This window comes from Bhargavaea sp. GQ12, from assembly GCF_059758705.1.
This window is the reverse complement of record NZ_JCAXEU010000022.1, coordinates 23927-47034: the sequence shown is the minus strand read 5'-3', so window position 1 is coordinate 47034 and position 23108 is coordinate 23927. Positions and strand designations below refer to the sequence as shown.

The window sequence follows — 23108 nt, the reverse complement described above, 5'->3', positions numbered from 1 at the left end:
CGCTGTTCAGTTTTCAAGGTTCATTTATTGTTGATGTCGTTTGTAGCGACCTTCTTAATATAACACGCCGCAAAGCTTACGTCAACATCTTTTTTCACTTTGTTTTGTTCAGTGCGTCTCACTCAGAAGCGCAACGTTGATAACTATACAATGATTTTCCGGACAGCGCAAGCCCTTCTCACATAGTCGGAACCTTTCGTCAGCGGTGTCTATTCAAAGCATTTGAAAAAGGACATGGCCGGTATTCCTCTCCGGCCATGCCCACTTTTAAATCACACGCTTCCCACTGCGGGATCACTGCAGATCATTGAATCCCTTTCTTTTTCACTTCGGTCAGTGAATGATCAATGATGGAGATGATCGACTCCACTTCTTCCTTGTTGATGCAGAATGGCGGAGCGAAAGCGAGTGTATCCTGTCCTTCATACACGATGCTTCTTGCCAACAGGCCGTGGTTCAGCGCTTCCTCTACGACCTTGACGGATACCGGCTCGGAAAAGCGGGTATTGGTTTCCTGGTCTTTTAGGATTTCAAATGCTCCGAGCAGCCCGATTCCCCGGATATTGCCGATCTCCTCGTGTCGCCCTGCCAGCCAGTTAAATCCTTTCTGCAGTTCCTCACCCATATTCTGTACGTTTTTGATCAGGTTCTCTTCTTCGATGATTTCCAGGTTCTTTATTGCCACGGCACAGCACATCGGGTGGGCGCTGTAGGTGTATCCGTGCATATAGACCCCTTCTGTCAGTTCAATGAGTTCATTTCTGAGCGGTTCGGAAATGACCATGCCTCCGATTGGGGCATAACCGCTGGAGATCCCTTTCGCGATCACCATCATGTCCGGAATCGTACCGAAGTTCTCGATGCCGAAGTTTTTGCCCGTTCGGCCGAAGCCGCAGATCACTTCATCCGCGATGAAGAGAATGTCGTTCTGATCGCAGATTTCCCGGATTTCTTTAAAGTAATTCTCAGGGGGCAGGTTGACGCCGCCTGATCCCTGGACTGGCTCAGAAATAAACGCCGCAATGGTTTCCGCTCCTTCCCGCTCAATAAGTTCCTTCAGCGCTTCTATTGAAGAATCCACATAATAGAAGTCCGGTGCCAGTGAAGGAAAGTCTCTGAAAGCTGGCAGACCTGTTGCACTGGAGGCACCAACAGATACCCCATGATACGATTTCTGGCGCGAAATGATTTTCTTCTTAGCCGGCTTGCCTTTTAGTCTCCAGTAATAGCGCGCCGTTTTAAATGCTGTGTCGTTGGCGTCCGAACCGCCTGATGTAAAGAAGGTCATCGTCAAATCTCCCGGAGTCATTTCCGCGACCTTTTCAGCTAGACGAATTCCTGGTTCGTGGCTGTTCGTGGCAAATGACGAGCTGAAAGCGAGTTTCTTCATTTGTTCCGCCGCAGCTTCTGCAAGTTCTTCCCGGCCGTGGCCGATATTCACGTTCCACAGAGAAGACAGAGCGTCGATCACTTGTTTCCCTCGGACATCTTTCAAATAGATCCCTTTTCCTTCAGTGAAAATAAAACCGGGACCCTTTTCCTGTTGCTGTTTAAAAGAAGACGTAGGGTGCATGAAATGCTTTTTATCGATCGCTGCCAATTCCTCATATTTTCTTTGTACACTTTCCATCGTTTTCATCGTCATATTGTTTCCCTCCATTAACAAATCCATATATTTGGTGTTTCCTTACTGCTGATTACCGCAAATACATTTTTCATTGATGGCCCCGGACGGCCCCCGGATACGTGACTTTCTTTTTTCTCGGCGCAGCCTTGTAGACCTCGATGTTTTCCTGCAACCCTTCTTCCGCAGTCTCCGCCATTTTCTCCGCTTCCACCGGAACTGCTTCGTCTGCCCTGATGGTTTTGAATAAGGAGACACCCATCAGGAGCAAGATGACCGTGAACGGCAGCGCTGCCACCAAGGAAGCCGTTTGGAGACCCTGCAGTCCGCTGCTGATGATGAGAACTGCCACAATGGCCGACATGAGTACGCCCCAAATGACTTTGACCAGATTGCCCGGGTTGGGATCTCCATTTGTCGTCATCATTCCGAGTACGAAAGTGGCCGAGTCAGCGGATGTCACGAGGAATGTGACGATCAGTAAAATGAAGGTGACAGACAGTACTGTACTCACCGGGAAGTTATCAAAGGTGGCAAACAGCGCACTTGTGACATCATTTTGCACCGCTCCGGCAATATTCGTCTGCTGGAACAGATCCATATAAAGGGCGGTCCCGCCAAATACGGCGATCCACACGACTGCAATGAACGGCGGGACAATCAGCACTCCAAAAACAAATTCTCGTATGGTCCGTCCCTTTGAAATTCGTGCGATAAACGTTCCGACGAAAGGCGACCATGCCAGGACCCAGGCCCAATAGCCGACTGTCCAGCCCTTCGACCACGTATTTCCGTCATACGGGGAAAGCCCGAGGCTCATCCCGAAGAAATTCTGGATGTAATCCCCCATGCCCAATGCCAATGCTTCCAGGATGAACTGTGTTGGCCCGAGAAACAGGACAACCAGGATCAGTCCGATGGCGAGGCTTAGATTTAGGGTGCTGAGAATCTTGATCCCCTTATCCAGTCCCGTTAATGCAGAAGTCAAATACAGCAGCAGCAGTCCGCCGGTAATGATTAATAGGAAAAGCGTATTTTGCGGAACGTCAAACACATAATTGAGCCCGCCATTGATCTGCAGGATCCCCATTCCGACGGATGTGGCGACACCCAGCACCGTCGCGATAACCGCCAGAATATTGATCGCATTTCTCAGCGGCTTCTTGCCGCTCTTCCCTATGACCGGGTTCAGCGTATCGCTGATCATCCGGCCTTCCCTTTTCCGGAACTGGAAGTAGGCCAAAGCCAGACCGACTATTGTGAACACCGACCATTGGTGCACGCCCCAGTTAAAAAAGGAATACTGCATGGCTTGCCGTCCTGCCTCCGGACTATAGCCTTCCATCCCCGTCGGTGTATTGGCGAAGTGGCTCATCGGCTCGGCAATTCCCCAGAACACAAGGCCTGCGCCAAACCCCGTGCTGAACAGCATGCCGATCCATGCGAAGTAGGAGTATTTGGGCTTTTCATCGTCCCTTCCCAATTTGATCCGCCCATATTTACTGACGGCCAGCCCGAAACAGAAGAGGACGATCGCCAGGACCGAGAGCAAATAGAACCATCCGAATGCATCCGTTGTAAAGCTATACGCCGTGTCTGCCCATCTGGACAAACCTGCAGGGTTCACCGTCCCCCATAAGACGAGTAGGGTGATGACCGCCGTAGATGTCCAAAAGACGATGTTCATATGCTTTGCTCTAGTTTTTGGTTTCATATTATGACTCCTTTAGTCTCCGGAAACCTAAACAGCGAAAAGAGGGAATCTCCTATACAGACCGCTTTTGCGCTAGCTTAAAGCTCACAACTTTCGGCTCTGTCATTTCCTGAACCGTAAACTTGACCCCTTCCCGCCCTAAACCGGATCCCTTCACCCCTCCAAATGGCATACCGTCAATCCTGTAATCACTGCTGTCATTGATCATAATCCCGCCAACATCCATCTTTCCGATTGCTTCGAAGGCTTTATCAATATTGGACGTAAAGATTCCGGCCTGCAGCCCGTAATTCACGTCATTGGATTGCTCAATGGCCGTGTCGAGATCGGCGACCGGATACAGCAGTACGACGGGGCCAAAGATTTCTTGCCGGGCAATGGTACAGTCCGGCGGCACATCGGTCAGCACAGTCGGAGGATAAAAGGCACCCTCCCGCTTTCCGCCGGTTAATCGTCTGGCCCCCATCGCAACCGCTTCATCCACCCAACGCTCCACCCGGATGGCTTCCGTCTCACTGATCATGGGCCCCATATCGGTCGTATTCAGCATTTTGTCTCCAACCTGATATTGCTGAACCCGATTGACGAAGAGAGAAGAGAATGTTTCATAACTTTCTTCTTCAATATAGATCCGCTGCACACCCAGACAGTTTTGCCCGACTGCATAAAAGGCACCTGACACCGTAGACTCCACAGCTTTTTCAATATCCGCATCGTTGAGCACAATGACAGGGGAATTCGATCCGAGCTCCATGCTGATCTTTTTCAGGCCGGCTTTCCGTGCAATTTCTTCCCCTGTTTCCAGACCTCCTGTGAACGAAACCATCCGGATCGCAGGGTGGGTCACCAGAAGATCGCCGATAACACTTCCCTTGCCTGTAATCACTGACAGTACCTTGGACGGTAATCCGGCCTTTTCAAATGCCTCCGCAAGCAAAAGTGCACTTAGTGGCGTAACTGTGGCCGGTTTCACGATGATGGCGTTGCCAGAGGCAATTGCCGGTCCCACTTTGTGGGCCACCAGATTCAATGGATCGTTAAATGGGGTGATGGCCGCAACAATACCAATCGGAAATCTGTAGTAATAACCGATCCTGTCTTCGCTGCCCTCAGCCTGATCGAAAGGAATGGTCTCGCCATTGATGCGCCTTGCTTCCTCTGCACTGATCCTCAGCGTCTGGATGCAGCGCTTGACTTCAGCTGTCGCTTCTCTGATGGTCTTGCTGCCTTCCAGTGCAATCGTAGCCGCATATTCCCCTAGATTTTCTTCGATATACGCAGCCGCTTTATTCAGGATGATCATTCGCTGATGGACGGGCATGGAAGCGGCGACCTTAGCCCCTTCCTTAGCTCCTTCAATTGTCAGCAGCATGTCCTCTTCTGATGCCGCCGGAACCGTACTGATCAGTGAGTTGTCCTGAGGATTGCACACCTCGATGACTTCCTCTTTTTCGACCCATTTGCCGGCGATGAGCATTGGCTTTCCAAGCACTTTAGTATTCAATCAACCTGCACCTGCCTTTCAAGAAATGATTTCTCCGGTTAATAGCCTGATTGCGGACTCTGCCAGGATCTCCGCTCCCAATAGCATGCAGCGTTCATCCAGGTCGAAAGTGTTCGTATGCAAACCCCGTCTGACCCCGTCCGGAAGAGCACAGCCAAGGAAGAACATCGCACCCGGAACTTCCTGTGTCATATAGCCAAAATCCTCGCCTCCAAGACCAAACTCCTCTTCGATAATTTGAATAGTAGGATTTAAGTCTGCTGCGGTCTGTTTGATGATGCTATTGACTGCGGCATGATTATTCAGCGCAGGTTCACCTCGGTCTACTCTGAACGAATAGGTCCCTCCGAATGCTTCGACCACTTGAAATGCTTTTTCGATCTCGGCGCTCAGCTGCTCCCTCACCTCGTTTGAATAAGTCCGCAGCGTTCCTGTCACTTCCACCTCTTCTGGGATGACATTGCTCGCTGCGCCGGTGTGGATTTCACCGATACTGGCAACTGCTGTGTCCAGCGGGGAAATTCTCCTGGATGTCACTCCATAAAACGCCTGCAAGACAGAAGCAAGCATCCAGATTGGGTCGGTGCCCAGATGCGGGTACCCGCCATGGCCGCCCGATCCCCTGATTTTGCCGCGGAATACATCCACATTCGCCATGCTGTATCCGTCGTTTAGTTGGATCGTTCCAACCGGATGCCATGGGCAGACATGCAGTGCAATGATGGAGTCAACGCCTTCCAAAACGCCGTCTTCAATCATCCTCTGGGCACCCGACCGCCCTTCTTTATCGGTGTCTTCTTCCGCGGGCTGAAAAATAAGCTTGACGGTTCCGTGTAACTGTCCAGATGAAAATTTCTCAGCCAGCAAGTTGCCAACACCCAGCAAAATGGCCGTATGGGCATCATGGCCGCAAGCATGCATGACACCTGTGTGCTCCGACTGGAAGCCATGGCCGGTGTTCTCCTCGATTGGCAGTGCGTCCATATCTGCCCGGATTGCCACTGTCCGTCCTTCACCATTTGACAGGGTTGCAACCACACCGGTTTTCCCGATGGCGGTTTGGACGGTAACCCCCTCGACCTCCCCTAACCTTTCGGCAACAAATTGAGCTGTTTTGAATTCATTGAAACTGAGCTCGGGAAATCTGTGGAGGTGTCTTCGCCACGCAATCAGCTGCTGCTCCAAACTTTTTGCGATTACAGTTGTGTGCTCGCTATGGACCGGCATACCCAACACCCCTTTGTTAAGCGCTTTCATTTTATTGTTCATTTGTACACTGATCCCGTTAAATAATGGCCTGCAGATGGTCTTTTACAATCAGGCCGCGCTCAAAATCAGTCAATACTTCGCAGCCGGTTTCTGTCACTCTGAATGATTCAGTGATCTCAATTCCATAATCCTCAAACCAAAGTGCCGGTATCAGATGGAAGGCCATATTTGGCTGTAAAACCGTTTGATCTCCTTTTCGGAGACTCGCGGTATGCTCGCCCCAATCAGGCGGGTAGTTTAGTCCGATGGAATAGCCGATCCTGGAGTCCTTGCTGATGCCATGTTTTGATATGACAGTGTTCCAGGCAAGTTCTACTTCCTCGCATGTGATCCCCGGCTTCACCTTATCCAATGCAGTGTTCAATCCTTCTACTAATATCTTCGAGGTATCCAGCGCTTTGTCTGCCGGTTTCCCAATTGAAACGGTTCTTGCCAGCGGGGAATGGTAGCGCTGGTGGCAACCCGCCAATTCAATGAGCACCATTTCGTTATTGGTGTATTTTCGGTCCGTCCATGTCAGATGTGGGGTTGATGTATTTTTACCAGCCGGCAGCAGAGGGACGATTGACGGATAATCGCCGCCATACTCCGGCGTTCCGCTGATTAACCCGCTATAGATGTTGGCTGCCACATCGCACTCCCTGACTCCTTCCCGGATGGACTCCACTGCAGCCTGCATGCCGATTCCCGCAATGCGGGCCGCTCTTTTCATATATTCGATTTCCTTCTCCGATTTAATGAGCCGGACGTAATTCACAAGAAGCGTCGCATCAGAGAATTGGGCATTCGGCAAATTTCTCTTTAGTTTTTCGTAAGCCAGCGCTGAAAAGTAATAGGAGCCCATCTCGACACCGATCTTCCGTTTGGATTGGCCGATTTGAGAAAGGATTTTAGCGATGAAATCCATCGGGTGCTTTAAATCGTTCTGAATATGATCTTCCGGATAAGGAATGATGTTGTCTTTATAAAGCCATGTCGTTGCCTCGGCTGCTTTGGCGTCCATCTTCCTTCCGATCCAGATCGGCTGGTCTTCATCACTGATCACAATCAGCATTTGGTCAACATAAAAGGACCAACCGTCATAGCCTGAAAGATAATTCATGTTTGCGGGATTGGTAATCAGCAGCACTTCAATTCCTTGGTCCGACATACTCTCCTTTGTCTTTTCCAACCGGGCCTTGTACTCTTGTAATCCGAAAGGCAACATCTGCGTTCCTCCTTTTGATCATTCATTGGTATTCTGTCCGCTGAAACAAAGAAGCCTTTTAGCCTTTGCTCAACCGATCTTGTAAGGATGATTATAAATTCTAAATATTTATAATTCATCTGCAACTTTGTATGAAATTCTTTTTGAGCCGTTCATACACTTTTCATAAGAAAAATGGAACCGGAGATTAATCACTCCGGTCCCAATTATGAGTTAGATGTCCTGTTTTCATTTTAATTACACCTGTCGACCAGACTCTAATACTGAAGTTCAATAAAAACAAATCATCAGGATTGACCAGTGATAGTTTGGTCAGTGACTCGATCTTGCGTAACCGGTAAAGAAGCGATTGACGGTGAAGATTCAGCTCCCTGGCTGTCTGGCTGACATTCCCGTTGTTGTTGTTGTACGTGATGAATGTCTTGATCAGATCCATCTCTCTTTTTTCATCATATTCAACTAATGGCGACACAGTGGAGATCGTGATATCTTTGACTTCCTCATTGCCGGCCAGGTTCAGCATGAGCCTGTTCATTTGTGTCTCATCAAAATAGGTCCGCTTCCCAATGCCTCTTTGAGTTCTGCCCATTTCCAAAGCAGCTGTCGCTTTTTGAAAGCTGCCGGAAAAATTACGGACACCATCCTTCTCCATTCCGATTCCCCATGAAAACGTTACACCGGGCAATAAGTGGCTGAACCTTCTTTCCACCAGATCCAGGAACTGATTGACCGCATCTGGTGCAGGACTGCTGGATGCCTCCAAAAAAACAATCACTTGATCAGCCTCATATGCGAACAAAACCTGTCGCTGCACATTCTCTCCTGCATACAGCATTCCTTCTTTGATATAGATGGCGACCCTATCCAACTTCGTCCTTCTGGATTCATCAGGTGCCGCATCGTGATCGAGGGAGTCGTTAAGGTCTTCCGGAAAGCCGATGATGCAAAGATACGGAAGATCAAGATTGTATTTAAAGAACTCTGCATGTGAAGCCACATGCTCTTCAGACATTGTTTCCCCTTTCGCCAACCCCAGCAAGAATTCATTTTGCATCCTGCTTTCGGCCTCAATGACCGCACTGTTTCGCGTGAACCATAAAGCAGCTGCGACCACAGCTTGCTCTGCAATCATCATTTCCTGTTCCTTCAGCCTGTTTCCCGACTCGGAAAGAATGAAAAAATCACCTTTATGGCCGACATCGGATTGGATGTTCAGATGGATCAGTTCCACATTTCCGCTCTCTACTTTCTTGATCTCGGCATGCCTCGGATGATTAGATTCATGGGTGGCTGACTTCTCTTCCACCTGTTTCCACAAAGTGAACACTTCATCCGGATCCGCGCTGCCCGCAATCGGCTGCCTCTTCTCGTTGCAAATCAGTACAGGCCGACTTAACTCCTGTTCAACGAAACCCGATATATGTTTTAATGTTCTTCCTTCAAGGACCTTCTGGATCAGCTGCTGTTGCACTTCCCGAAAGCGCATCGTTTCAGACTGTTTGAGTTCATTCAGTTTATTCATTACTTCATGGACAATGTCCGCAAATCGAATTTCCCAAGGAAGTTCGATAATAATAAACTCCCGATCTTTAGCAAATTGAATGACCTCTTCCGGAATTTCAAATATATATCTGCCTGTTGCAATGGCCAGGGCGGTGGCTCCCGAGTCGTAGACATCTTTTATAAATGACAATAGCTCATCTGAATTTTCATGGCACCCGATACCGGTACTCAAAACGAATTCATTCTCACGGACAAAATTTTCAACAGGACTTTCCATGACTGATACCCACTCAACCGATTTGTTGGAAATGGTCTCTTCCCCGGTTTTGATGGTGGCATTCTTAAATAAACATGAGTCGGTAATTTCCTTGACTGATAACAGCATCCTGATCACCCCTGTGGCATTCTCATGTTGTACAAGGAGATTTCTCCTGCAAGCACGTTATCTTTTATTGTAAATTAAATCTACTTGCTTGTAACCACCAGATTTTATATTTTAACAATATTCAGTCATTATATGATAAGGGGGTTGCATGGGAGCTTCTTGATCACTACAGTCGCCATAAATGATAAATGCACAAAAAAACCGTCTCCTTTTGGAGACGGCCTTTGCCCAGCGACGTCCTACTCTTGCAGGGGGAAGCCCCCGACTACCATCGGCGCTGAAGAGCTTAACTTCCGTGTTCGGGATGGGAACGGGTGTGACCTCTTCGCCTTCATCACTGGACCTGAGCTTGTTCGCTCAAAACCGGATAAACGAGACATTGTTGTATAACCATCTTTCCACGTGCCATGGTCCGGCCTCAGCGGCCAACTGCTCGGGCCGCTTCGGCACTCCCTTGAGGAGAAGTCCTCGATCGATTAGTATCCGTCAGCTCCATGTGTCGCCACACTTCCACCCCGGACCTATCCACCTCGTCATCTTCGAGGGATCTTACTGGCTTGCGCCATGGGAAATCTCATCTTGAGGGGGGCTTCGTGCTTAGATGCTTTGCCTTTCTTTTATGATTCAGACTGTTCTGAATCCATTATACCAATTGAATCCGGGTTTCATATAAAAAGACACCCTGGCGGGTGCCTTTTGCCGTACAAATTCAACTTAAAGGTTCATCTTATTGAAGAATTCCTTGCGGTACTCCGGATAAAACCGGGTCCAGTAAAGCTGTGTAAGCTTAAGTGTGATGATACCGACCAACGGAAGCAACAGTAGCGCAAAAAATCCTGGGTGATCCGTGATTCCGAGGTACAATCCCATCACAATCCCCAAAATGGCAAACAGGGCACTGACATACCAGCTTGCCAAGAACGCCAGCAGGAAAACGGCGCTCATATAGAGGAATGTAAACATTTTGGTTTTGTCACCACGGGTCGTCAGGCTCCGGAACTTGTTCCAATTCCGTATGATCTCCGAGGCGATCTCTTTCGTAATGGCCCAGTTTCTTTTTATGAAAAAATCCAATTCTCTTCCTCCGTCGTCTTGCCTGGTCCGTCAGTTTTCCAGTTCGAAGTCCGCATTTTCCAGCTTGACGACTTTATTTTCTTCCGTAATCGACTGGAGAATCTCTGCGCCCTCAGGCGTGACCGGTACAGTGAACGGGATGGCATGGCCCGGCTGGATGGTGCCGGCAAATGGCTCGGGAAGCTCAACCCGTTCCTTTTCCAAGACGTATTCGACTCCGTCACCTGTATCGACACCGAGTGTATAGTCGAATGTGATGTTTTTGATCGGCTGCTCAAGACGGTTGACACCCAGGAAGAACATCGCCTTCCGTCTGATTGGCCAAAGTCAGCGGATGGACACCAAAGTCACCCGGAACCCCGACTTCAGGATTGCTTTCGGGGAAGGCCGTGGCGATTTCGGAAAGGCCGCTCTCGACCTCGCTCTCGAGGAAGCTTTCCCGGATATGCCCGCCGGTTGCCGGTTCCAGGGCATTCAGCGCTGAATCCATCTGCTGAAGGATAGTTTGGAACTGGGATTTGAACATTCCAAAGTACTGCAGGAGCGGCAGATGGCAATCCCGGTAAAAAGCCCGGATCGCATCGCCTCCCTCTCCTTTCAGTGATTCCTGAAGAGCGAGGAGCTCTTCTGTCGCCGCCCTGATCATCTGCATTTCTTCTTCCAGGCGCATCAGCGTCTCGACATTCCGCTGCATACCTTCGCGGAATAAGGTTACGTCCAAGACTTTCATGCCGTCACCACCTTTTCATAAATGGTTTCCGTGACCCGGCCTACATGCAAACAGCCCGCCGGGATTTCCGGGTCCGGGCGGGCTTTTTAGTATTTAAGGCGTATCCCCGGCAGAATCTGCCGTGCCTGGTCCATTTCTATTTCTCGTAAGTATCGTAACATATCAACAGAGCCTGTTTTTCGTACTAATGCACCGTTTTTGTTCATGGTACCAAAACCCTATTGATTTTAAGCATGCTCCTTGAAGAAGCGCAGCACATTTTCGGTGATTTTCTCCTGGTCATTGTCCAGCGTGGCGACATGATAGCTTTCTTCGAGCCGGACTTTTTCGATCACTTCCGACGAGATCCCTTCAGCAATGATATCCGAGTTCCCTGGCGGAACGACATGGTCCTCATCTGAGACAAGGATCAGTGCCGGGCAGTTCACCTTACCCAATTCTGCCCGCACTTCTTCCATAAGCGCGAGGATCTCCTTGACCGACTTAACCGGAGTCTTGTCGTAAGCCAGTTCAGTAACGCCCGATTTTTTAATATCCGAACCGATCGCATCGAGAAACCTGATGTCTCCCGGTTCTCCGACTTCCTTTAGTGCCGGCATATCAATCGCTGCATTAATCAGTGCGATCGCCCTAATGTCCGGGTGCTTCTGCGCCATGTGGAGTGTCAGCGTCCCGCCCATCGACAGACCTGCCATGAAGATTTTGTCACACCGATCCTTCAGCCAGTTGTATCCCTCTTCAACCGAGTCGGCCCAATCTTGCCGGCTTGACCGTTCCATGTCTTCATAGTGGGTACCGTGACCCTTCAGCCTCGGCAGGTATACCGTATATCCCGCTCCGGCAAGCGCTTCCGCCAGTGGCCGCATGCTTTGCGTGGAACCCGTGAAGCCATGCGAGATCAGAATCCCTTCTTTCCCGCCTTCTGCATGAAAAGGTTCGGCGCCTTTGAGCACCGGGTAATGTTCTTCCATCATGATCCCTCCAAGTATGAAATATCGATCTGACTATTTCCCCCCATTCGACATGTTCTACGGGTTTCCCTTTCTTATAAGCAAGCGGTACTGGAAATATATTTATAGGCATGAAAGAGCGATTAAAGCATTTTAGTATACATAATACTATTATTAATGACTTTATCTCGAGTATCTCCCTACCCATATTTTCATCTAAAAAGAATGAAGCACCCACCGGATGGCGGGTGCTTCATCGTTATACCGTTTCGGCTTCTTTTTGCGTGTTTTTCATGTCTTCAAACAGTTTCTCGATCGTCCCCGCTCCTACGTTTTTGTATTTGGCGAGTATGACGAGTTCCTGTGGCAGCTGCCCAGCCCGCCGGATGCCCGATTCCTCCAACTGCCGGATAAATCCAGGTGTCAGCGAAGGAAAGTTCTCTTTGGTCAGTTCAGCCTTGGCGAGGGTCTCCGTCACGATAATGGAGTCTCCTTTATGGAACAGGAACAGTTCGCCCGGCCGCTCAATGCGGATTCGCCGGCGTGCCCTTTCCTCATCAACAAATTCCGCCAGCTCCTCGAAAAATTGTTCATCATTTTTCTCGGTGTAGCGTGTAACCGCCTGATGAAGTCCTGTAAGGTCAGCCGGCAATTCACTCATGATTCGCGCTTCTTCCACTCCGTGGAGCTTCACAAGAAAGCGGACCGACTTCTCAAATCGCTGCGGCAGCAGGAATGCGTCGCGCAGGAAATAGGGAATATCCAGTGTTCTGTCTCCGTGGCGAATCTGGCGGACAGTTGTATAGCCAGGCTGTTCAGATTGGTGTGTCTTCGGTGTGCTGACAGCTATAGATTCAGCAGGGAGAGTTTCTTCCCTTTCATTGCTCAATGTTTTTCTGAGAAGTTCTTCCAGGCGGCCAAGGCGGGATTCCAGCTCCGGTAACTCGAATGTCTGTTCCTTCGGAGGAGCCGGATCCCGGTATTCCGGGAATGTGAAATCCGGATTCCCGTAAACTTCCACATACCACTTCATTACGATATACAGCTGTTCCCAGGCAGCAAGAGACTCTGTTACGCGGAAGGCTCTTGGCTGATGGGCTGCCCGGTTTCCTGCCATTCGGATGTCATGCAGCGCATCCCGGACTTCATCGGTCAGCAAACCCTGGCGACCTGCTTCGTCTAGCCGGTCTTTTAATGATTTATGCTGAACATCCGGAATCCCTTCTTCTTGCATGACCAGTTGAAGGACCGAATCGATCAGTACACGTGCATGCGTCAGCATCGTCCTCGGACTCGTATAGACAGACTGCTCCAGTTCCCCTGCAACCAAGGCGAGATGCCGGTGTTCCAGAAACGCATAATAGTATTCGCCATTTTCGTTCACAACGCTGACTCCTTCTCTTTTACAATCTACTTATTCTATCATTTCTTATTAGCGGACTACAAAGCGTGATAAAGTGTGGCATAATAATACAAAAGAGAGGTCGTTCAGGGCGGTGTTTGAAGTGACGGAAGAAAAGCTAAACCGGCTCGGCCAAATGGAAAAACGGCTTTCATCGATCGCCGGCAGGGACCCTGCTGACGCGGTTCATGAAATCGTGCTTGAATTGTTCGGTTTTGACTATGATTATGTGCCGGTTTTGCGCGGCAAACGTGAAGGGCTGACAAACAGGGAGATTCTTTCTGAGGAACTGCAGAAACTTCCCGCGCTGACAGTGGAGCATCTCTGTCCGCTCCTGCTTTATCTGTTTGGCACAAATCTCAAAGGAATTGTCTCCATTGAGAAAGCACCGATTTCGATCCGATCCAAGGACAACTGGGTAAAACGCCATCGCGGAGATCTTGTCATGATTACAGGCGGACACGAAGACCTGGAGGTTCTTGTTACCCCTACCGAAGAATTCATGACCGTCAACGGCAATGAATTTCTCCCGGAAGATCTTCTTAAGCGTCTGATCAACATCGGTTATCAAAACCGCGACGGACACGCTTTCTATGCAAACCCCGAAGGCGAGCCCGTATCCGACGACTTTAAGACGCTGACGATCCGGACGATCACCGAGTATTTTGAAGAACATCCCCAACATTGACCCATGTGCATATGAACAGCCCGGATCCTCTGCGGATCCGGGCTGTTTTGTGTAGGGGCATGCGCGTTGGGCATCATCAACGTTTTCATCCAGTATGTTAACGTCTCACTCCAGTATGTTAGCGTTTCACTCCAGTATGTTAACGTTACACCCCAATATGGCAACGTCCCGCATCAATTCGTTTTCACTCTGCAAATCCTGCAAGGAATTTGACACGGTCACCCATCGGCGGCGGATTGTCGTCGGTAAGGACGATCTCGAGAAGGGCCGGGCCGTCTGTGGACATCAGCTTACTGATCGTTTCCCCGTTAAGATCCTCCATCGATTCCACACGCGCCGCCGGAATTTCAAGGGCTTCCGCCATCTTCGTGAAGTTCATCGGCTGTGTGGAGAACGTTTTGTGCGCGCGCTTGAACTGCAGACTGTGTCCGTGATAGACCAGGCCAAGCCGGGCATTGTTCATGACGATGAACAAAACAGGCACGCCGTATTCTTTCGCTGTCAATATCTCCATGCCGTGCATGTGGAAGCAGCCATCACCGGTGATGATCACCGTCGGTCGTTCAGGGTCCGCCATTTTAGCGGCCATTCCAACTGATAAACCGCTTCCCATTGCACCGAAGTGCACATTGATATCAAAGGCATCCGGCGAAAGGACGCTCAGGTCATGTATCACATAAGCTTCGGTTTCCGTAATGTCGACTGCGTATCTGGTATTTTCCGGCAACAGTTGCTGAAGCTTTAGAACGACGTTTTTCGTCGTATATGCGGCTCCTGGCGATAGCCTCTCCGGATTGTATGGGACGCTGACCGGTTTTTCTCTTGTTCCGAGCATCTTAAGCTCCCTCAGGACAACCGGAAGCGTATCTGTCAGATCGCCTAAAACGGGAAGATCTGCGGAGTACTTCCTGCCAAACACCGTTTCGTCCCGATCAAACTGGATAACAAACCGGTCCTTTGCGAGAGCGGTACTGTAGTTGCTCGTAGCGGTCTCACCCAAGCTCGAGCCGATGACGAGCAGTGTATCGAAGTCCCCATCTTGGATAAGCCGGCCTGTTGACTCGTTCCCGGCAAAGCCATAGACTCCTGCAAAGTTCGGGTGTGCATCTTTAAACAAGCCTTTGGCCACAGGCGTGGAAACGACCGCCCAGCCCAGCAATTCAGAAAGGCGCATGACTTCCGACACCATTCCCCGGGCACCTTGCCCGCAGAAAATCAGGCCGGCGTTGCGGCTCTTCAGCTCCCTTGCAGCTTGGCCGGCAGCCGCAGTATCCGCCTTTATCCTTGCCGGACAGACTGCAACCGGGATGATGGACGGATCGATATCAGTCATCTGCACGTCAAGCGGCATTGCGATATGTACAGGTCCCGGCACCCCGCTCATGGCGATCTCAAGGGCCTTTGCGATTTCCTTTACCAGCTCATCTCCACGGCCGACCAGCTTGGAGTATTTTGTGACTGGCGCAAACACAGATGCGGCCTCCAGTTCCTGCGAGGCATTCATCCCTACTGTTGACGTCGGCACGAATCCCGTCAGAAACAGGACCGGCAGCTGTTCCCGCATGGCATTTGCAGCAGGCGTGACCAGGTTCATCGCACCCGGTCCGCTTGAGCCGATCGCGACTGCAGGACCTCCGGAATACTTGGCGAACCCCGCCGCCATATACCCGGCTGCCCCTTCATGCTTTGTGATGATCGGCAAGATGTCTTCATAGTCGTTCATCCCGTCGAAAAGTACATTGACGCTGCCCGCCGGTATCCCGAATATCCGGTCGATTCCTATGTTCCTGAAGAACTCAAGTACCGCTATCCCTGCTTTCAACGGCTCCATCCCCCTTGGTCGTTGGTCAAAAAGTCCTTCTCAAGCTTTCTGGCCGGTACCGGCGGGCTAAAGAAGTAGCCCTGCATCATCGTGCACTCGCGGGAGGCAAGATAGTCGGCCTGTTCTTCTGTTTCTACGCCTTCCGCGATCACTTCAAGGCCCATATTCTTTGCCATTGTGATGATCGTATCGGTCAGCGCGCGGTCATCCTCATCAAGCAGGATATCACGGATGAATGTCCTGTCGATCTTGAGGGTTGTCAGCGGGAATCTCTGAAGATAGCCAAGTGACGAATAACCCGTACCGAAGTCATCGATATCCAGGTGTACACCGAGTTCCTTCAGCTTGTTCATCGTAGAGATGGCAAGATCCGTATTGCGCATGATCTGATTCTCTGTCAGTTCAAGATGAAGCAGTTCGGGACGGATGCCAGTTTCGGCCAGCACCTGCTTGACGATACGGTGAAGGCTGCCCTGTTCGAACTGTGCGGCTGACAGATTGACGGCCATGCAAAGATCATCGAAGCCTTTGTCATGCCACTTTTTAAGCTGCGAAACCGCCTCGCGAAGCACCCATTCACCGATCGGTACGATCAGGCCGGTCTGTTCGGCAAGCGGGATAAATATATCCGGGGATACCAGGCCTTCCTCCGGGTGATTCCATCGGATCAGCGCTTCCACACCGACCATCCGGTGCTTGCATAAGTCGACCTGCGGCTGATAATACAGAGTGAATTCGTCCCGCTCCAACGCCCGGTATAGTGCGTTTTCATATTTGACGCTTTCGATGGTCCGTTTGCCGATCTTCTCGTCGTAGAAATAATAGCTGCCGCCGGCCACTTCCTTGGAGTGATACATCGCCGTGTCGGCATTTTTGATGAGCATCTCGGCATTATCGCCGTCTGCGGGAAACATGCTGATGCCAATTGAGTTTTTGATAAATATTTCGTGATCGTCAATGGTGATCGGCTTTGCAAAAGATTTATTGATCTTGCTGACGGCACGAAGGACTTCCTCCCGGTTTTTGACGTCAAGCAGGATGATCATGAATTCGTCACCGCCCTGCCTGGACACGATACCGTTAATAGGTACGGCTTCACTCAACCGTTTCGCCACTTCTTTCAGAAGAAGATCGCCGAAACTGTGTCCGAGAGTGTCATTGACAAGTTTAAAGCGGTCCAGATCCAGGAACATCACCGCCACTTGCTCATCATCTCTCTTGGCATTTTCCAACGCTTCATCCAGTCGTTCTTTCATCTGCAGCCGGTTCGGCAAATCGGTCAGGCTGTCATAGTATGCGTAATACTTAATCTCTTCCTCAAGATAGCGACGCTCTGTAATGTCCTTAAAAATGACGACTTGACCGAAGATCTGATCGTCTTCCTGAATAAAGGAGATGTCATATTCCACAGGGAACACGGTTCCGTCCTTCCTGTGGAAAACGTCTGATTCATCATTTAGCTGCGGTAGCTCTCCGCTGTCCCCTCCACGAAATATATTCGCTGAAGACTGGCCTTCAAGTTCTTCGGGACGGGAATAACCGAGCATTTTCAGTGCCGCCGGATTACTGAATGTAACCTTACCGTCCAATCCGATTCCAAAAATCCCTTCGCCTGCAGATTTCAGGATCAGTTCCTTTTCCCTGGAGAGCGATTCCAGCTCTGTGATTACCCGCTGCAGCTCTTCGTTTTTAACCGTTACTTCCTTGGTCCGCTGATTAATGATCATTTCCTGCTTCTCGATAAAGAGGAGGTTTGAAAGTGTGGAAGCAGTCATGTCCACAATGGACTGTGCCAGGTCAATCGTGGTCTGGGGATACTCGACAATCTTCCCGGAACGATTCGGGACAGCGATGAATCCGAGAATCTCGTTCATCGCAATCATCGGGAATATGGCCATTCCCCTGATCCCGAACGTCCGGCAGATATCCTTGTTCGGACGTTCGTCCTTGGTCACGTCAGGGATATATACCGGTTTCCTCGTCCGTATTGAATCCTGGTACATCCTGTCTTCAAGCAGGTCATTAAGCTGTGCCCTGTGCATTCGCAGCCATTCATCCTCACTCATGTCACTGCTCTTTGCCAGATGAGCGGGTTTGATCTTTTTACCGGCGACCGGATCCAGCAGATGAACAGCGGGATCGTCGCTTTCAAGCAGTTGGCCTACATGCCGGAAGCAGGTCTGGATCGCCTGGTCCATCGTTTCCGCCCTCGATAGTTCACTGTTGGCATCGAGGAGAAGCTGCTTGTCCTGGATCAGGTTCTCTTTACGCAAGAGATCATTGGCATTGCGGATGGCGACTGCTGCCATGTTGACAAACGCTTCCACAGTCTCACGCTGTTCCCCGGTGATGTTCATCGGCTGCCCGTAGTTGAACAGGAAGACGAGTCCGTAAAGGTCATCTCCAAAAGCAATGGGCATTGCGAGCAGCGAGCGGATCAGAAACGAGTCGACCGCCCAGTCGCTCGGCCGGCCATCGGATCTGGTATCCGGTATGTATACAGCCCGATTTGTTTTTGTGACTTCCCTGACCAGGGCGTCATCTTCCGGGCTGATCACATGCATATCAAGCGTCATGCCGTTTAGGACTTCCGGTTTTCCGGTGAACCCCCTGAATGTGCCGTCTTCCTGCGGCAGGTAAATGCCGACCGAGTCACACTGGAAAACTTCCTGAGAAATAGCGTCCGTCACCGCCTGCAGCATCTCTTTCAGGTCAAGTTTCGTATTGATGATTCGGGTTAGGTTGGCAAGTTGCCTGTACCTGGATTGATCGTTCACAGCCGCACCTCCTCAAGGAATCATATTCCTATCAATATACTACCCTATTCTCAAATATCTTCCCAACATAAGAAGGCGGCTTCCCCCCTGCATCCTTGTTGGAAGCAGAAACAAAACCGCCAGACGGGCACGGGGCCCGGACTACTTATTCATCTTCCTCATCATGGAATGCTTCTTCAAGACGGTGCCTGAATTCTTCGGCAGCACTATATCCCTGCATACGCAGATACCAGTTGTTTGCCGCTGCTTCGATCAGTCCTGCGACATCACGTCCCGGCTGCAGCTGAATCTGGATATGGGGGATCTTCACGCCCATGTATTCTTTGAACTTCATGTCGACTTCAAGTTCATTGTTAAGCGCGTCTTTTTCCCATTCGATCAGTTCAATATCAAGCGCAATGCGTGTCTCTTCTTGGAAGGAGGTGCGGCCATACATTCGGACGACATTCAGCAGACCGACGCTCCGGAGGGCCAAGAACTCCTTGTTGCTTCCGTCATGAGTACCAAGGAGTGTCTGAGGGCTTAGCTTTCGCAGTACCACGATGTCATCGCTTACGAGACGGTGCCCACGGCCGATGAGCGTGTGGGCCGTCTCGCTTTTCCCGACTCCTGATTTCCCCCGGAGAAGGACGCCGATGCCGGATACATTCACACACACACCGTGAACCGCGATTTCTTCAGCCAGTTGATTCAGCAGGAAACGGTTCAGTTTCTGGACCAGATCAGTCATCGAGTCTGATGTCCTAAGCACCGGAATATGCGCTTCGCCGCAATGCAGCAATAGTCCAACAGGTTCCTCCTGGTTGGATGTGATGATGATGCACGGCGGGTCGTACGTCACCATATTCCCGATCCGGTGCCGGGCTTCATCCGCATCCAATGTCCTGAGATAACTGATTTCGTTGCGTCCCAGAATCTGGACATGGCCTTTTGCTATAAAACCGAAGTGATTCAAAAATTCAAGTCCCGGACGCCTCACCTGTGCTTTGGTAATCTCCCGGTCCAGTTCATCCTTGCCGCTTAATACTTCGAGCGAAAAATTTTCTGCCGCTTGCCTCACTGTTACATGTTTGTTTTCCATCATTCTCTCTTATTCCCGACTTCCTATAATATAATTCGTCATCCATAATTCCTTATCCATTATACAATGTTGAAATCCGATTGTAAGCGTAAACTAACCTATCCTTCCAGGAGTGAACCGGTGTCCACCGTCCATTTCTCGAGTGAATGGGCATCAATGGCATGAACATGGCCGCCCGGTTCCGGGAAGTCCGGAATGTAGACAAGCTCGTACACCGGCACGCCACCCGCAGCTTCATTTCTAGTCCTGACCGGACGCATCGTGATATCGGAGACGAACAGCGCCTTCACTGTGCGCAGACTAAAAGGACGCTCTCGCAAAAGCGGGCTGAAATCAATGGCGGCCGCCTCGCTCATATCAAACCGGACTACTGTGCCGGTCTTACGGTCCACGTCTATTTCAACGCCTTCATCCTCCACCTGAACTCCGTACTGGTGGCGGTCGAAAATGAAGGTGAAGACGTTTCTCTCTTCTGCCTGGGATTCGCTCTGCTCTTTTCTGAGGAGAAACCGCTGCTCAGCACCGGGAAACTTCCTGAATAACATCTTGATTGCTGAATCCAGCGCAATTCGATAAGAAGTATCAGGACGGCTTTCCGCCTTAAGGGTCTCTTTGCCAAGCGGCTCGTGGTCCGGCGGATAAATTCCTAGATCTTCCGCCAGAGAGATGACCGTCCCGTCCATCTTGACCTCATCAGGAGAACCAGTCAGGAAATCGTAGATCAGATGAAACTGATCATCGCCATCCACGTAAAGGTCAGAGTCATATTTGCTGATTTTCAGCTCCGCTGTAAGATTGGCCATGTACAGATCAAGTGCAGCCTCTGAACTGATCGATTTTTCTTCGTCAATCAATACAAGCGGCCCGAGATAGCTGACCACTTCGGACAGTACCCCATCTTTTTGGAAGGCGATACTCAGACCGGAATTCGGTAGCTCCAGACCGTCTTCATCCGCCCTGACAAAATCGACAGTATAGACATGTTCCAGATCAACAACGGAAGAAAACTGTAACTCTGCCGCCTCCATCCCGAAGACATCGGCAATAAATTGACCGGCGCGATCCCGAATGGCAACCGGCGACAGTGACACGACCGGAGTGCGTCCTTCCGCTTGGTGATTAATGAAGTAGCGTATTCCTCCTTTACTGTCCAGATGGAGTTCGCCAACCGGTTCTCCTCCGTCTTTTCTTTGCAGCGTCCAGAGCCCTTTTGAACAGTCCGTTTTTCCGGTCTCAATATCCTCTATTTTCACTCCATCCAGATAAGGAAGGAGCTTTTCAAACCAAATCATGATGCTGTCCATCGACCGACCCTCCATTAAAACCATACTTCTATATGGTATTACCCAATTTCCCCGGCCAATGAGCAATCTTAATAAAGAAACGCCCCGCTCATGCAAAAGTTGCATGCCGGGACGATGATCCGCTTTGTTTTTTTAAACCTCTTCCGTCAGCTCATCCCGCCACGTACGAGATGCTGTTTGCGTTCTTCTGCAATGGCTGCAAAATAGCGGGTATACGCCGATTCGCCTGAATAGGTAAGGCACAGATATTCTTGAGCCCTCGTCATCGCGATATAAAGAAGAGACGCTTCTCGCTCCTCATCCTTTTCCAGAGGGAGATGCAATAGGTCAATATGCACGATAAAGACTGCTCTGAAATCCAGTCCTTTGCTGCTGTCGATTGTACTGATTGTGACAGCTTCTGCATTGCGGTCATAATTCCTTTTAGACTCTGGGGTTTCGGTCAGCCAGTAAAAAGGGAGGTTTTCCTTTTCGAGAGCTTTCTGCAGAGCATCCACATAGTCGTGGCCTCCCCATTTGCGGACCCGGTAAAGGATCAGCATGCCGGAAAGGGGGATATTCCGCTGTTCGTGAAGCAGCCGGACCTGTCTGGCGACAAATGCCGCCTCCTCTAAGAAATCCTTTCTCCTGATAATTCCGGGTTCATACCCGTTCCGCTTGGTACTCTGTGGCGCAATGATCTCCCCTTCGAACTCTTTAGTGACCACTTTGTTTTTCAAAGTTGAATGCTCACGGTAAAAATCCCATGCAAAAGAAACGATCTGAGCGGTATTACGGTAGTTGATATTGAGAACCTTTGACCGTCCGCGGAAATCAAGCCCTGTGTCTTGTACATAGGAACGCTTTCGCTTGTAGATTGATTGCGCACGGTCTTCCACGAGAAGAAGTGATTTGGTTTCCGGGTTAAGCAGACTGCTGACCAACCGGAACCACTCCGGTTCAAAATCCTGGCCCTCGTCGATCAGAATAGCATCATAGGATGGAAGGACAGCCTCACCATGATCGAGTTTGCTTAGGTAATATGGAATCTGCTTTTCACTAATCTTGAGGTCATTCCGAAGCCACGCATGAAAATTGCGGACAAGGATATTCCCCGTGCCGGGAATGTCATTTCTTTTTTGACCGTCAGCCAAATCAAAGTCGAACAGGCTGTCCGGTTCATTCATCATGCGCCTGACCAGTGACTCAATGGATCGTGACAAGGAGATATTGTAGCAGAGGATAAGAATCTTCCATTCGGGATGCTCTCTTGCCAAGAGTTTGGCGCGGCTCGCCAGAACGAGCGTCTTGCCGCTTCCTGCCACTCCGCGGATAAGCCGGTTTTTGTCACCTAGTTGCTTGGCAAGATTCTCCTGATGAAGATCCATCGCTTTCAGGTCACGCAGAGATAGCAGCAATTGGTCTTTATAAGGAACCGGCTCACGAAATTCTGCGCTGATCCGCACTTCAGGGAACAAATGGTACCGGATGGAATCGATTTCTTGCCGTCCCAATGGCTCACGCAGCGGGAACGTCATTGAAGACAGTGCATGAATTTTTTCTATAAACTGCTCCCCGGAGAATCCTTCCTGATCGGGATCTATTGCGTCCCGGGTGAATGTCCGCTCCGGATCAAGAACGGAATAAAGATGATCCTTGACCATGTCTTGTTCATAAAGCCTCGTGAATACGGTACCGAAGCCACACGGGAACTTTAACTTAAACTGATACTTTCCTTCTAGGTGGACAAGCGCCTTGTCCTTTTCCAGCACATTTTTAATGTGGAACATGTATTCTTTGGCCTGAAGCATCGGACTTTTCACAGTTGTATGTGTACTGCCAGAAGTCAGCAGTGTCCACTCATTTCGATTCAGCTGATAAAGGGTATTTCGTGTATAGTCTTTCACTTCAAGGACCACCATTCCGAAGTCAGGTCCGATCAACACAAAGTCCGGTCTGCGGCCATGGATTTCAGGTTCATGATAGACAATCACATCATCCGGCAGGACTTGCTTCATTGTGCGGAAAAGCAGCCGCTCGCCTGCAGTCGCGGACGATCGGATGGTTTCCGGGATCATATAGGCCAAGAAGACCC

The 23108-nt window shown here is 50.1% G+C and carries 17 protein-coding genes, 1 rRNA gene and 1 other annotated feature; of the genes, 1 reads left to right on the top strand and 17 read right to left on the bottom strand.

Features of this window, described 5'->3' with window-relative positions; all coding sequences use genetic code 11:
• Window positions 1–304: 304 nt before the first annotated feature.
• The 12 genes from AC6CHQ_RS14795 to AC6CHQ_RS14740 form a co-directional block, all read right to left on the bottom strand.
• The gene (locus tag AC6CHQ_RS14795) at window positions 305–1645 is read right to left on the bottom strand and encodes an aminotransferase family protein (RefSeq protein WP_251240552.1); all 1341 of its coding nucleotides are present in this window, start codon (window positions 1643–1645) and stop codon (window positions 305–307) included.
• A 70-nt stretch (window positions 1646–1715) separates the two neighbouring features.
• On the bottom strand, window positions 1716–3338 hold the full coding sequence (locus AC6CHQ_RS14790) for a BCCT family transporter (protein WP_251240553.1): 1623 nt from the start codon (window positions 3336–3338) through the stop codon (window positions 1716–1718).
• A gap of 52 nt (window positions 3339–3390) precedes the next feature.
• Window positions 3391–4815 carry an aldehyde dehydrogenase family protein gene (locus AC6CHQ_RS14785; protein WP_498081962.1) on the bottom strand — a complete coding sequence of 475 codons (1425 nt, stop codon included), beginning with the start codon at window positions 4813–4815 and terminating at the stop codon, window positions 3391–3393.
• A 45-nt stretch (window positions 4816–4860) separates the two neighbouring features.
• Entirely contained in the window at window positions 4861–6111 is a 1251-nt protein-coding gene (locus AC6CHQ_RS14780; RefSeq protein ID WP_251240555.1) for a M20 metallopeptidase family protein, read from the bottom strand.
• 16 nt (window positions 6112–6127) lie between these two features.
• Window positions 6128–7318, bottom strand: a complete 1191-nt coding sequence (locus AC6CHQ_RS14775) for a M24 family metallopeptidase (protein WP_251240556.1) — start codon at window positions 7316–7318, stop codon at window positions 6128–6130.
• Window positions 7319–7505: 187 nt separating this feature from the next.
• Window positions 7506–9206 (bottom strand): PucR family transcriptional regulator, encoded by a 1701-nt coding sequence (locus AC6CHQ_RS14770; protein WP_251240557.1) that lies wholly within the window; start codon window positions 9204–9206, stop codon window positions 7506–7508.
• Between the two features lie 226 nt (window positions 9207–9432).
• Window positions 9433–9548: ribosomal RNA gene (rrf, locus tag AC6CHQ_RS14765) — 5S ribosomal RNA — on the bottom strand.
• Between the two features lie 126 nt (window positions 9549–9674).
• Window positions 9675–9905: a sequence feature (23S ribosomal RNA rRNA prediction is too short), on the bottom strand.
• 15 nt (window positions 9906–9920) lie between these two features.
• Complete coding sequence (locus tag AC6CHQ_RS14760; RefSeq protein WP_498081961.1) at window positions 9921–10280, bottom strand: hypothetical protein; 360 nt, start codon at window positions 10278–10280, stop codon at window positions 9921–9923.
• 30 nt (window positions 10281–10310) lie between these two features.
• Window positions 10311–10583: a hypothetical protein gene (locus AC6CHQ_RS14755; RefSeq protein ID WP_251240559.1), complete on the bottom strand. Its 273-nt coding sequence runs from the start codon at window positions 10581–10583 to the stop codon at window positions 10311–10313.
• Window positions 10555–11010, bottom strand: coding sequence for a T7SS effector LXG polymorphic toxin (locus tag AC6CHQ_RS14750; RefSeq protein WP_251240560.1), 456 nt, complete (start codon window positions 11008–11010; stop codon window positions 10555–10557). Before AC6CHQ_RS14750 ends, AC6CHQ_RS14755 begins: the two co-directional genes overlap by 29 nt.
• A 227-nt stretch (window positions 11011–11237) precedes the next feature.
• Window positions 11238–11981: an alpha/beta hydrolase gene (locus AC6CHQ_RS14745; protein WP_251240561.1), complete on the bottom strand. Its 744-nt coding sequence runs from the start codon at window positions 11979–11981 to the stop codon at window positions 11238–11240.
• A gap of 238 nt (window positions 11982–12219) precedes the next feature.
• Complete coding sequence (locus AC6CHQ_RS14740) at window positions 12220–13344, bottom strand: DUF4145 domain-containing protein (protein ID WP_251240562.1); 1125 nt, start codon at window positions 13342–13344, stop codon at window positions 12220–12222.
• A gap of 121 nt (window positions 13345–13465) precedes the next feature.
• On the opposite strand from AC6CHQ_RS14740, the gene AC6CHQ_RS14735 reads away from it, so the two are divergent.
• Complete coding sequence (locus AC6CHQ_RS14735) at window positions 13466–14050, top strand: hypothetical protein (RefSeq protein ID WP_251240563.1); 585 nt, start codon at window positions 13466–13468, stop codon at window positions 14048–14050.
• 184 nt (window positions 14051–14234) lie between these two features.
• On the opposite strand, the gene AC6CHQ_RS14730 is transcribed toward AC6CHQ_RS14735, so the two are convergent.
• The 5 genes from AC6CHQ_RS14730 to AC6CHQ_RS14710 all read right to left on the bottom strand — a co-directional run bounded on the left by AC6CHQ_RS14730 (window position 14235) and on the right by AC6CHQ_RS14710 (window position 23100).
• Window positions 14235–15872 (bottom strand): thiamine pyrophosphate-binding protein, encoded by a 1638-nt coding sequence (locus tag AC6CHQ_RS14730; RefSeq protein WP_498081960.1) that lies wholly within the window; start codon window positions 15870–15872, stop codon window positions 14235–14237.
• On the bottom strand, window positions 15869–18649 hold the full coding sequence (locus tag AC6CHQ_RS14725) for an EAL domain-containing protein (protein ID WP_498081959.1): 2781 nt from the start codon (window positions 18647–18649) through the stop codon (window positions 15869–15871). Before AC6CHQ_RS14725 ends, AC6CHQ_RS14730 begins: the two co-directional genes overlap by 4 nt.
• A 145-nt stretch (window positions 18650–18794) precedes the next feature.
• Window positions 18795–19733 carry an HPr(Ser) kinase/phosphatase gene (hprK, locus tag AC6CHQ_RS14720; protein WP_251240566.1) on the bottom strand — a complete coding sequence of 313 codons (939 nt, stop codon included), beginning with the start codon at window positions 19731–19733 and terminating at the stop codon, window positions 18795–18797.
• A gap of 95 nt (window positions 19734–19828) precedes the next feature.
• A complete protein-coding gene (locus AC6CHQ_RS14715; protein ID WP_092048566.1) occupies window positions 19829–21034 on the bottom strand; it encodes a YcdB/YcdC domain-containing protein in 1206 nt (401 codons plus the stop codon).
• Between the two features lie 146 nt (window positions 21035–21180).
• Complete coding sequence (locus AC6CHQ_RS14710) at window positions 21181–23100, bottom strand: 3'-5' exonuclease (RefSeq protein ID WP_498081958.1); 1920 nt, start codon at window positions 23098–23100, stop codon at window positions 21181–21183.
• Window positions 23101–23108 lie beyond the last annotated feature (8 nt).